Here is a 12,409-nt window from a genome sequence, read left to right on the forward strand (position 1 = left end):
AAGCGTCTCAGCGCCGAAAGTAGTTGGGGGATCTCCCCCTGTGAGGATAGGACGTTGCCAGGCAACAACGCAGAGGACGACCGAGCATAACGCTCGGTCGTCTTTTTTATGCTTATTTTGAAATCGAACTCCATCAAATAGAGCCTTTTCTCATGAAATTCCGAACAATTTTTACGATTCATATCGTAATGAACACAATTCTGAACTTTCTGAACATCGGGAATTGAATTGCACTTTCGCATTATACCTGTTACCATTACAGAAATATTTCGAAATGAAGATTTGGATAGGACGAGAAAGGGGCCATCAATTTTTATGTGGGAAAACAAGTTTGCAAAAGAAGGTTTAACGTTTGATGATGTATTACTCGTACCGAGGTTTTCAAGTGTTTTACCGCGTGACGTAGATTTAAGCACGAAGCTCTGTGAAGGACTGGAATTGAATATTCCGCTCATCAGTGCCGGCATGGATACAGTCACCGAAGCTCCGATGGCAATCGCTATGGCCCGTCAAGGCGGTTTAGGTGTCATTCACAAGAACATGTCGATGGAAATGCAAGCTGAGCACGTCGATCGTGTCAAGCGCTCAGAAAATGGTGTCATCACGAACCCGTTCTATTTAACTCCAGACCATCAAGTATACGATGCGGAATACTTGATGAGTAAGTATCGTATCTCTGGTGTACCGATTGTGAACTCAGAAGAGGAGCGTAAACTGATTGGTATCTTGACGAATCGTGATCTTCGCTTTATTAAAGATTATTCGACAGTCATCAAAGATGTCATGACGACGGAAAATCTCATCACAGCAAAAGTTGGTACGTCACTTGAAGAGGCAGAACGCATTCTTCATCAACATCGCATCGAGAAGCTTCCACTCGTCGATGAGAACGGTGTATTGAAAGGTCTCATTACGACAAAAGACATCGAGAAAGTCGAACAGTTCCCGAACGCAGCAAAAGATAAGCAAGGTCGTCTTCTCGTCGCAGCAGCAATCGGTGTCACAAAAGATGCAGTGTCACGCGCTCAAGTATTAGTTGAAGCGGGTGTGGATGCATTGGTCATCGATACAGCACACGGACATTCCGCTGGTGTTCTTGAAAAAGTTCGAGAGATCCGCGACATGTTCCCATCACTTCCGATCATCGCAGGAAACGTGGCTACTGCTGAAGCAACGCGTGCATTGATTGAAGCAGGGGCATCCGTCATTAAAGTTGGGATTGGACCAGGTTCAATCTGTACGACACGTGTCGTCGCAGGTGTCGGCGTTCCACAAATCACAGCTGTATACGATTGTGTTATGGAAGCGAAAGAGCACGGTGTCTCAGTCATCGCTGATGGTGGAATCAAGTACTCAGGTGATATCGTCAAAGCGATCGCCGCAGGAGCGAACGCAGTCATGCTCGGAAGCTTGCTTGCGGGTGTGAAAGAGAGCCCAGGGGAGATGGAAATCTACCAAGGTCGTCAGTTCAAGACTTACCGTGGTATGGGATCGGAAGCATCGATGAAACGTGGAAGCCAAGATCGTTATTTCCAAGAAGCCGATAAAAAGTTCGTGCCAGAAGGAATCGAAGGTCGCGTGGCGTATCGCGGTGAACTTGCCGACACGGTCTATCAATTGATTGGTGGTCTCCGTTCAGGTATGGGTTATTGCGGCGCTGCCGACATTCGTGCCCTTCGTGAAGACACACAATTCATTCGTATGACAGGTGCTGGACTCCAGGAGAGCCATCCGCATGATGTCAACATCACAAAAGAAGCACCAAACTACTCACGCTAATATAAATACCGCCATCCTGTTCACTCAGGATGGCGGTATTTTATTTATGTTTCGCTACTAAAATTACGGTACCTCCCTGATCTTGAGCAGGAAGAGAGATGGTCACCTTCCCATCCTTTTGAACGGTATATGATTTGCCGCTATAACGGTCAATTAATACAGTCTTCGCCTTATACGACGTCTTAAATGAAACGGTTTGCGCTTTCTCTTTCGTGTTCAATCCGACAAGAACAGATTGTTTACCATAGCTCCGTTCAAACACTGAATAACCAGAGGCAGCACTCACAGCGACAGATGAACGTGTTCCTTTACTGAATACGTGTGAATAGTCTGCACGGATATTCAATAGTTTTTGGTAATGCGTATGCATCTTTTTACCTTCACCTTTGACACGGGACCAATCGAAATCATAACGATTCTCGTTAAATTCATCTTTGTCCATATCGCCCGCATGTGTCCCGGATTGGCCAACCTCTTCTCCGTAATAGATGACGGGCTGACCTTTGGCCGTGATTTGAAGCGCTGCAGCGACCATTTGTTTTCCTGTATCCCCACCTGCGCGTGAGACGAGGAATCCATCTTCATCATGGCTGCTTAAGAATTGTCCAAGAGTCGCTTCATTCGATAGTTGTTTATTTCGGTATTGAAGTGCACTTTCTACATCCTCAATGTTACCGTTCACGAATTGCTCGGCCTGATATTTAAAGTCAAAATCGAGCAAGGAGTCCATTTGACCACTTCTCAAATAACCACCCGTATTGTTGATACTTGCTCCATAATGCTCTCCGATGAGTTTGAAATCCGGTTTGATTGTCGTTAGTTCATTTTTGAATGACTTCCACGTCGTTGAATCCACATGTTTGACTGTATCGACACGGAAGTAATCGATCGTGTTTCCTCTTTTCGTTTTCGAACGTTTAATCCAATCGGTCTGCCATTTAACCAACTGCTCTCGGACGGCGGCTTCTTCTGTCTTGAAATCAGGAAGGCCGGACAAGGACATCTTGAGGTCATCCCCGTCGACGGGATTCTCACGGATCATGCCATCGAACACTTGACGTTCCGTATCCGTCGGGAAATTCGTGACGGATGAACTCGCACCGGGTTCCATACCGTAACCCGGATGGTTCAAGACGACATCAACCATGATTTTAATGCCGCGTTTATGTGCTTCGTCAATCAATTTGTGGAATGCGGCCATATCTCCGAGATGTTCATCGAGTTTTTCAAAGTTTTTTGCCCAGTACCCGTGATAGCCATATTGAGACCCGTCTTTTCCATAGCGTAAATCCCAATCGATGTTATCCACAATCGGTGTAATCCAGATTGTATTGATACCTAGGTCATCCAAATAATCGAGTTTTTTCGTGACACCTGCGAAATCACCTCCGTGATAAGACTCGAGGTGGTCCTGATCGTAGAATTCACGGTTCGGGTTGTCATTGGACAAATCGCCGTTGTGGAAACGGTCGGTCAGCATGAAGTAGATACGGGCCTCATCCCAATCAAATGCTTGCTTCTCTTTCATCGATTTCGGAACGACACGGATGGTGGTCTTCGAGCGATGGACGTTTCCGTATTGATCGATCGCTGTGACAGAAAGTGTTTTGTTGCCTGGTTTGACGGTATCCTTTACCGCAATTGTTTGGGCATTGAGCGCACGGTCAATGTGTAACTTTTCAGGACCTCCGAGTGGGCGTGCATCGATGTATAGCTCTCGAAGTGCTACACCTTTCGGCAAGGTTGGTTTTACCTGTAAGACGGCATTTTCACGGGAACTGATTGCTTTCGGGCTAACCGAAGAAGTGAGCTTAACGGTCGGTTGACGATATTCGATTTGAGACGCCTCGAAATACGGATCTTTCACTTCGGTCGTCACCCCATCTTTTGTGACGAGATACGTGTAGTCATGAACGCCTTCAGGCAAACGTACTGTGTGACGGAACCATTCGTTGTCAGACTCATACGTCATCGGATAGGTTTCACCATTGATTTTTAGTGCGACCTTCTCGATTTCACTCATTTTTCCGGATTCATAGAGTGCTACGTCACGATAGAAGAAACTGATTCCGTCTGTACCGTACATTGGACCGTTGATTGTCGGAACTTGATGGAAGACACCTTTGCCACTTTCGACATTCACTTTCGTGACACGGTCTTCTCCAAGCGTGACGTATCTGTCCTCTCCGTAAGTGTCCTTCACAGCCCAATCCGTTCCTTTTCGGATCACAAACCCGACTTTAGTGGCGTCCTGACCGACCGGGATTCGGAAGATTGCTCCGTCCTCCGTGATGCGATACGGATCCACTTGTCCATCTTTCTTGCCAGTGCTCCACGTCCACAAGTTCCAATCTGTATAGTCTCCATCCGCACGGACATACTTCATCTCGATATAGCGAGTCGTTTCCCACGGGTCTGCGAGTTTTGATGCCGTCTTGAACGTAGTCGTCAAAGCAGGGAGCGTCGTGTTCGAAATCGTGCCGGTCAAAGCCCCCGCTGAAATGGTAGCCGTATATGAAGTGTTGAGAGCGAGTGACTCTTTCGGTTGAAGTGTCACAGTCGTACCGTTGATTGTCACGTCAACCGGGACATGCGTCTCACCTTGCCGTAGGGAAACTGCTTCAGCATCAAGACGGACCGGTTCATTGAAGGTCCATGTGATTGGAGTAGATACATCGATATCAGTTGCTGAAGAAGCAGGGGTCACGGAAGCGACTTCAAGCTGGTCGATTGTCTCCACCCCGCTTAACGTGAACGGAGCACTATAAACTGATTGTGTTGATGGGCTAGCGGCGACGTTCCAACTGTCGGATAGTTGATTGGCCGCGTTGCTTGGAATCGTATCAAACGCTCCATGTTCACCTGCGTTGTTCCCGCTCAATACCGTCAGGGCACGGACTCGGTCTCCGTTGTTTAGCCCGAGTAGTGAGAGAGGGACCTTTCCTTCAAACCCTTTCGTCCGATTGACTGCGAAGGCGGATCCGTTCAATTGATTCAATTGTAAGAGTGGCGTCTCCTGTCCGGCTTCATAGAGGGCGGCTTCTTTTACGTTCTCGTCCCCATCAATACGAACGAGAATATGATACTGAGGTGCCTTGTCGACTCCTTTAAAATCGAAAGGATATCCAAGTGGATTCGAAGAAACCCCAGAGTCTTTATCGTTCACTTGAAGGGCGATATTAATATATTGTCCGTTATCTCCCCAGTTTGGGACATTGTTCGCATCCACATAAAAATAAAGGTGTTGAGCGTCGTTTTGTATGTATAGGTCGCCGATATCAAAACCTTCCCAACCCGTGGCCGGGGAAGTTGCAAGGGGTGTAACGGAGGCCCAGTCTGCCTTCGTTCCATCGATTGTCATAGTCGTCGGTTCGGCCAAAGCGTTCATCGGAACGCCGGCTTGGACGAGCAATGCACCGGATAGTATGAGTGTTGAAGCCTGACGAGCAGTTTTTTTCTTCATGAGGCACCTCTTCCTGTCAAATAGAATTGCACTATTTTGTGCAAACGTTTTCAAAAATAGTTTAGCGGAATTTGAAAGCGCTAACAATATGTTTTTGGAAAAACAATAAACCGCTTCTCCTATTTATTGAGGAGAAACGGTCATGAGGAAGTGGTGACGAGCTCTCCCTTTACAATGAGGCGCTCTGTCGTATCAAACGTACACGTGATTAACGTGATGGTTGGGGTTGAGGTGTCATCTAATACATCGACTCGTTCAGGAGAGACAGTTTCAAGGGAAGTGACCACGTATTCGTACGTTCGCGTATCATCTTGAAGATAAATCGTCGCCCCGATTTCGATTTCATGGAGGGGACCGAATAGAGCGGTCGCATGCTGTAAATAGTGACCGGCGAGCGCATAGTTCCCTTTGCCCATCTGCTGGTTAGGATGCATCGTTCCGGCGCCTACAGCCAGACTCTCGTCATCCAATCCTTTAATGATTGGAAGTTTCAAAGAAACATCCGGAATTGAAATGACACCGATTGTTGGTAAATGATGAAAACGATTGCGCGCCTGTAAGACGTCTTTCAATGAAAGCGGCGTGACGGATTTGAAATCATAACTTGGGTTAAATTCATCCTCGTCTTGTAGTTCCATATGTTCCATCACATATTCACTCGTTGAATCGGCGATGACATCTTTCCAAACGGAACTTGTCAAAAAGAAAATTCCGCTACCGATCAAGTATATTCCGATGACCCATCGAAGCCAGCGCTTCATGACGTCCCTCCTTTCGAAACTTTCCATGCATACATTAATTGATCGATCACATCCGGTAAGCTTGATTCGGACAAATGCGCAAAGCCGAATAGAAGCTGTTTTTGTTCGTCCGGATGTATGATGCGGTAATCGCTCATCGATTTGATTGCGATTCCGGAAGATTCTGCAGACTGCTTCAGCTCTTGTTCTGTCCGGTCGGTAGCGACAGTCAGTACGACGTGCAATCCGGCACTCGCTCCGGTCACGGTGACAATCGGTTCGAATGGGCGGAAGGAGGCGAGGACAATCTCTAGTTTGCGGCGGTATATTTTTCGCATCCGATTCAAATGTTTCTCAAAATCACCGCTCGACATGAAGAGGGACAACGTATGTTGTTCGAACCTAGGGACGCTACAGGTGAAATAATGATGCCTCTCTCGATAACGGTTCAAAAGGGTTGTTGGTAATACCATGTAGCCGATTCGAAGGGAGGGCATGAGCGATTTCGAAAACGTACTGATGTAAATAACCCGTTCGTTCGGGTCCATACTTTGAAGAGACGGTATAGGCTTACCACTGTAGCGGAATTCACTATCGTAATCGTCTTCGATAATATACGTTTGATGAACGAGCGCCCAGTTTAACAAGCGCTGCCTTCGACTGACAGACAGGACAGTCCCTGTCGGAAATTGATGGGCTGGGGTCACGTATAACGCATCGATTGCCTGACGCTCGAGCTCGTGCACGCAAACCCCGCTCTCATCTATCGGAATCGGGATTGAGGTACGTCCTTGTTGTTCGAATAAGAGACGAGTGAGCGGATAACCGGGATCTTCAATCCCAAAAATTGACGACTCAGGTAATAGATCCAACAGTTGTGGCAACAGTTGCTCCGTTCCGGAACCGACGATAATTTGTTCAGGTGAGCACTGGACCCCTCGTGAATGATAGAGATAGGTCGCAATCTCTTGTCTTAATTCGAGATCTCCTTGAACTGGTCCTAAGGCGAGTAACTCATGATGTATTTCATCGACGACGTGCTTGACATGTCGTTTCCAACGCTCGAATGGAAAGGCGGTCGTGTCGATTTGACTTGGTGAGACATCGTACGTATACGTCTTCTGAGGTGGGGTTGGGGTAATGGTACTACTCGACCGCCGGACGTACAGTTCCTCTTGCGGTAATACGTAAAATCCTTTTCGAGGAATGGATTCGATGTATCCTTCGGCGAGTAACTGGGCATATGCGAATTCGACCGTCGTCTGTGACACGTCTAAAAATTGGGAGAGTTTACGTTTGGAAGGTAATTTGGTACCTGTCTTTAACGTATCGTCCACGATAGCGTCCCGAATGTGTTTATACAATTGTTCGTAAAGCGGGATGGACGATTCTTGATCAAGCGAAAAGGTGAGCATATCCATAGTGTGACGTTCCTTTCTTTATGAACCGAACAAGAAGTAAAGAATAAAGCCAAGGATGATTAAGAACGAGACGATCCCAGGTGTACCAAATGAGGCACGATGACCTCCATCGAACGGATCCCGGTTTGACATACATATCTCTCCTCCATACTTCAACAGGTTCGTGATAAATAAAATAGAGTCCTTCATTTGAACTGACCACTTTAAAAAATAAGAAACTGACACTTTCAATATAGTCAATTCAACTTATACTAGCAAGTAGAACACGAATCAATGGAGGGATTTCAATGGAAAAGAGACAAGTAGGGACAGATAAAGTAAAACGCGGGATGGCAGAAATGCAAAAAGGTGGTGTCATCATGGACGTCATCAACGCCGAACAGGCGAAGATCGCTGAAGCTGCAGGTGCTGTGGCTGTCATGGCACTAGAACGCGTACCATCGGACATCCGTAAAATGGGTGGCGTTGCCCGTATGGCCGATCCAACAATCATTGAAGACGTCATGGGTGCAGTGTCAGTTCCGGTTATGGCGAAATGCCGGATCGGGCATATCGCTGAAGCACGTGTCCTCGAATCGATGGGAGTCGACTTCATTGACGAGAGCGAAGTGTTGACACCAGCCGACGAAGAGTTCCACTTGTACAAGCGCGACTATACGGCACCGTTCGTATGTGGAGCACGCGACCTCGGTGAAGCAGCCCGTCGCATCGGCGAAGGTGCGGCGATGATTCGTACAAAAGGGGAGCCCGGAACAGGAAACATCGTCGAAGCGGTTCGTCACATGCGTACAGTACAAGCGCAAGTGAAGCGTCTCTTGTCGATGAGCGTGGATGAAGTCATGACAGAGGCACGCGACCTCGGTGCACCGTTTGAAGTATTGATGCAAATCCGTGAAGCGGGTCGTCTCCCAGTCGTTAACTTTGCGGCGGGTGGAATCGCGACACCAGCGGATGCGGCATTGATGATGCATCTCGGAGCAGACGGGGTCTTCGTCGGATCAGGTATCTTCAAAGCGGAGAACCCAGAAAAATTCGCACGTGCCATCGTAGAAGCGACGACATACCATGACGACTATGAGCGAATCGCACACTTGTCAAAAGGACTAGGTGAAGCGATGAAAGGACTCGACGTCCGCACGCTCAAAGAAGAAGAACTTATGGCACCAAGAGGCTGGTAAGATGGTGACGATTGGCGTATTAGGGATGCAAGGCGCGATTCGTGAGCATGTTCGCATGCTCGAAACGCTCGGCGCCCAAACCGTAGTAGTCCGCTCGGTAGAAGATTTGCAAGCGATTGACGGACTCGTATTACCAGGAGGAGAGAGTACGGCGATGCGACGATTGCTCGACCGTTACGGGCTGCTCGAACCACTTCGAGAGATGGAGACGTTACCGATGTTCGGCACGTGTGCCGGCATGATTCTTCTCGCAAACGAAGTCGAAGGATACGATGCGCACTTAAAGAAAATTCCGATGACGGTGAAACGCAATGCGTTTGGACGTCAGGTCGACAGTTTCGAAGTCGATCTTCCTGTGAAAGGAATCGAAGATCCGGTTGAAGCGGTCTTTATCCGTGCCCCTCAAGTGGAACGGGTCGAACCGGAAGTGGATGTGCTCGCTGAAGTCGAGGAAGCGATTGTAGCGGTTCGTTACAAACAGTATCTTGCCTGTTCTTTCCATCCAGAATTAACGGATGACTTATCGTTACATCGCTATTTTATCGAGATGGTCAAAGCGAATCAGACCCAACACGTATAAGTTTGAGAGACCTCACAAAAAAGAGGTCCTTCAAACTTATTTTTTGTTACACTGAAAAAAGAAGCGTACAGAAAGGGGAAACGATGTGAAGGCCCGTTATTTCATGATATTGCTCACGGTCATATTCGTCGTGCAGACCATCTTGCCATCGGCTGCCTCTGCGGCCGCACCGAAAGTGGATGCGGCAAGCGTGATGCTTGTTGACGTGACAACAGGACAAGTTCTATTTGCTAAACAAGAAGATTCGATGCTTCAGCCGGCTTCAATCACGAAGCTGATGACAGCATTTTTAACGCGTGAGGCGATTGAAGCAGGGAAACTCAGTTGGAAACAAGAAATCACACCGAGCGATGCTGCTTTGGCGTTGACGAGAAAGCCAGGGTTGGCACGAATCCCGCTGTTAAATAAACCATATACCGTCAAAGAGTTATACGATGCCGCGTTGATTCGTTCAGCGAATGAAGCGGCCGTAACGCTCGGGGAGGCCGTATCCGGTTCGGAAGAGGCATTTGTCAAAGAGATGAATCGTCGGGCCGATGAACTCGGGATGACCCAAACGACGTTCGCGAATGCCTCAGGACTTGATTCAGAATCCGCAGGTCTACCAGGAGACAATTTGACGTCTGCCAAGGACTTGATGAAGCTCGCGATTGCGTATTTGACGACGTATCCAGAAGTACTTGATGTGACGAAGCGGGCATATGTGGATGTCGACGGTGTTCGGTTTGATGCGACGAATCGCATGCTCGCTGACCGTGACCTCGCCTACCCGGGAATGCTCGGATTCAAGACAGGTACGACGAATGAGGCGGGATATTGTTTCATTGGCGTATCTACACGAGATGGGCGAACCGTTCTGTCAGTTGTCCTCGGTGCGACATCGGACGAAGGGCGTTATGCTGCAACGAAAGCGCTACATGACTATGCCTATGCAGATTTCGTCATGACTCCGATTTTGCGGACGGGTGAAACCATTTCAAAAACGGCAACGGTCTCGCAAGGTGAGGAAGAGCAAGTCGCGGTCCGGACGACGAATGACTTTGAGGTGTTGGTTGAAAAAGGGAAACCTGTTCCCGAGCCGAAATATGAACTACTCGATTTAGAGGCCCCGATTCAGGTCGACACACAGGCTGGCATGGTCACAATCGATTCTTCAGAGCATGTTCGCTATTTAGAAGGGGAGGCCCCTCCAAAGATGACACTCGTCACAGCGGAGTCGATCGATACCGCTTCGTTCTTGACGCGAATGACGCGAGCCTTTTTAGATTTCCTCGACCAAATCCGGCTCGCACTTGGAAAAATCAGTCTTGTCGAACAAGTGGAGATGTTGTAAAGTAAGATTAATTCAATGACAGATGCGATGATGAGAATAAGTACGTTACGTACGTCTACTGACAGAGAGCTAGTGGTTGGTGCAAACTAGTGGGATGGCGTAACCGAATCGACCTCGGAGCATTGACTTGGAAACAAGTCACGTTCGCACACGTTACGTGCATCGAGTGGCTCAGGTATTTGGGCAACGAGGGTGGCAACGCGGATCCAAGGTGGTTCGTCCCTTTCCTACGGGAAAGGGGCGTGCCACCTTTTTTATATGAAAAAGGAGGAACAATAATGTTAGACATTAAACGTTTGCGACAGGATTTTGAAGGAATTAAAGAAAAATTAGCTCATCGAGGTGAAGACTTGAGTGCCCTTGACCGCTTCCCACAGTTAGAGGAGAAGCGCCGTGATTTGATCAACGAAGTCGAAGTGAAGAAAGCGAAGCGCAATGAAGCGACAAAACAAATTGCTGAATTGAAGCGAAACAAACAAGATGCTGAAGGTCCAATCTTAGAGACACGTCGCCTTGGGGATGAAATCAAACTGTTAGACGAAGAGTTACGAGAAGTTGAGGCAGATCTTAACTTGATTTTACTCAGCATTCCGAACATCCCGCACGAATCAACCCCAATCGGCGAGACCGAGGACGATAACGTGACGATTCGTGAAATCGGAACGAAGCCTGATTTTGATTTCGAGCCAAAGCAACATTGGGATGTGATGGAAGACCTTCAAATCGTCGATGTCGAACGGGCCGGAAAAGTAACGGGAAGCCGTTTCGTTTTCTATAAAGGATTAGGCGCTCGTTTAGAACGTGCTCTCATCAACTTTATGATGGATCTTCATTCAGATGAGCATGGATACGCTGAAGTGTTACCTCCTTACATGGTCAATCGTGATTCAATGACAGGGACGGGTCAGCTTCCTAAGTTTGAAGAAGATGCATTTAAAGTAGCGGATACGAACTACTTCCTCGTTCCAACAGCTGAAGTACCGGTCACGAACATGCACCGTGAAGAAATTCTCCCGGAAACGCAACTTCCAATCGCGTATACAGCATATAGCGCTAACTTTCGTTCTGAAGCCGGTTCAGCGGGACGTGACACACGCGGGTTGATTCGTCAGCATCAATTCAACAAAGTCGAGCTCGTCCGTTTCGTAAAACCGGAAGAATCTTATGAGCAATTGGAGTTGTTGACAGGGCATGCCGAAGAAGTATTGAAGCATCTCGAACTTCCGTATCAAGTGCTCAGCATGTGTACGGCAGATCTCGGATTCACTGCCGCGAAAAAATACGATATTGAAGTATGGATGCCGGCACAAGGGGTATATCGTGAAATCTCGTCTTGCTCAAACTTTGAAGATTTCCAAGCGCGTCGTGCGGGAATTCGTTTCCGTCGTGACGCCAATGCGAAACCTGAGTTCGTGCATACGTTGAACGGTTCAGGTCTAGCGGTCGGACGGACGGTCGCAGCGATTCTAGAAAACTATCAACAAGCGGATGGTTCGGTCGTGATTCCGAAAGTCCTTCGTCCTTACATGGGTGGGAAAGAAAAGATCGAAATGCCGAACTAAATAGCAGAGCAGCCTCGATTTTGAGGCTGCTTATTTTTTTTTAATGTTTTTTCACAAAAGGGTTTGACATCTGTCTCTTCAGTTGGTACTATAAATCATGTCGAGCGACACTGTTGCTTGCGAATTGTATATGAGCTTTGGAGGTGTACCCAAGTGGTTTAAGGGAACGGTCTTGAAAACCGTCAGGGGTGTAATAGCCTGCGTGGGTTCGAATCCCACCACCTCCTCCATTTTCTTTTTGGAGGCTCAGACAATTTCATATCTTTTGGAGGTGTACCCAAGTGGTTTAAGGGAACGGTCTTGAAAACCGTCAGGGGTGTAATAGCCTGCGTGGGTTCGAATCCCACCACCTC

Annotated in this window: 8 protein-coding genes, 2 tRNA genes and 1 other annotated feature; of the genes, 7 read left to right on the forward strand and 3 right to left on the reverse strand. The window is 47.8% G+C overall.

Going from position 1 to position 12,409, the window contains the following annotated elements; all coding sequences use genetic code 11:
- Window positions 1-315: 315 nt before the first annotated feature.
- Complete coding sequence (guaB, locus tag KNO76_RS13275; protein WP_026824748.1) at window positions 316-1,779, forward strand: IMP dehydrogenase; 1,464 nt, start codon at window positions 316-318, stop codon at window positions 1,777-1,779.
- A 40-nt stretch (window positions 1,780-1,819) separates the two neighbouring features.
- On the opposite strand, the gene KNO76_RS13280 is transcribed toward guaB, so the two are convergent.
- The 3 genes from KNO76_RS13280 to pdxR form a co-directional block, all read right to left on the reverse strand.
- Complete coding sequence (locus KNO76_RS13280; RefSeq protein ID WP_214885903.1) at window positions 1,820-5,242, reverse strand: alpha-amylase family glycosyl hydrolase; 3,423 nt, start codon at window positions 5,240-5,242, stop codon at window positions 1,820-1,822.
- 140 nt (window positions 5,243-5,382) lie between these two features.
- Window positions 5,383-6,003, reverse strand: coding sequence for a class A sortase (locus KNO76_RS13285; protein WP_214885905.1), 621 nt, complete (start codon window positions 6,001-6,003; stop codon window positions 5,383-5,385).
- Entirely contained in the window at window positions 6,000-7,403 is a 1,404-nt protein-coding gene (gene pdxR, locus KNO76_RS13290; protein WP_214885907.1) for a MocR-like pyridoxine biosynthesis transcription factor PdxR, read from the reverse strand. Before pdxR ends, KNO76_RS13285 begins: the two co-directional genes overlap by 4 nt.
- 287 nt (window positions 7,404-7,690) lie before the next feature.
- On the opposite strand from pdxR, the gene pdxS reads away from it, so the two are divergent.
- From pdxS to KNO76_RS13320, 6 genes are all read left to right on the forward strand, one after another.
- Window positions 7,691-8,581, forward strand: coding sequence for a pyridoxal 5'-phosphate synthase lyase subunit PdxS (gene pdxS, locus KNO76_RS13295; RefSeq protein ID WP_012727762.1), 891 nt, complete (start codon window positions 7,691-7,693; stop codon window positions 8,579-8,581).
- A gap of 1 nt (window position 8,582) precedes the next feature.
- Window positions 8,583-9,161 carry a pyridoxal 5'-phosphate synthase glutaminase subunit PdxT gene (pdxT, locus tag KNO76_RS13300; protein WP_214701508.1) on the forward strand — a complete coding sequence of 193 codons (579 nt, stop codon included), beginning with the start codon at window positions 8,583-8,585 and terminating at the stop codon, window positions 9,159-9,161.
- A gap of 85 nt (window positions 9,162-9,246) precedes the next feature.
- A complete protein-coding gene (locus tag KNO76_RS13305) occupies window positions 9,247-10,494 on the forward strand; it encodes a D-alanyl-D-alanine carboxypeptidase family protein (protein ID WP_214885909.1) in 1,248 nt (415 codons plus the stop codon).
- A gap of 18 nt (window positions 10,495-10,512) precedes the next feature.
- Window positions 10,513-10,721 (forward strand) — a binding site (T-box leader).
- Window positions 10,722-10,772: 51 nt separating this feature from the next.
- The gene (gene serS / locus KNO76_RS13310; protein ID WP_214885911.1) at window positions 10,773-12,056 is read left to right on the forward strand and encodes a serine--tRNA ligase; all 1,284 of its coding nucleotides are present in this window, start codon (window positions 10,773-10,775) and stop codon (window positions 12,054-12,056) included.
- A gap of 139 nt (window positions 12,057-12,195) precedes the next feature.
- Window positions 12,196-12,286 (forward strand) — tRNA-Ser (locus KNO76_RS13315).
- 37 nt (window positions 12,287-12,323) lie between these two features.
- Window positions 12,324-12,409, forward strand: a tRNA-Ser gene (locus KNO76_RS13320).

The sequence above is a fragment of the Exiguobacterium sp. s101 genome (assembly GCF_018617835.1).
In the GTDB taxonomy this organism is placed as follows: Bacteria; Bacillota; Bacilli; order Exiguobacteriales; family Exiguobacteriaceae; genus Exiguobacterium; species Exiguobacterium marinum.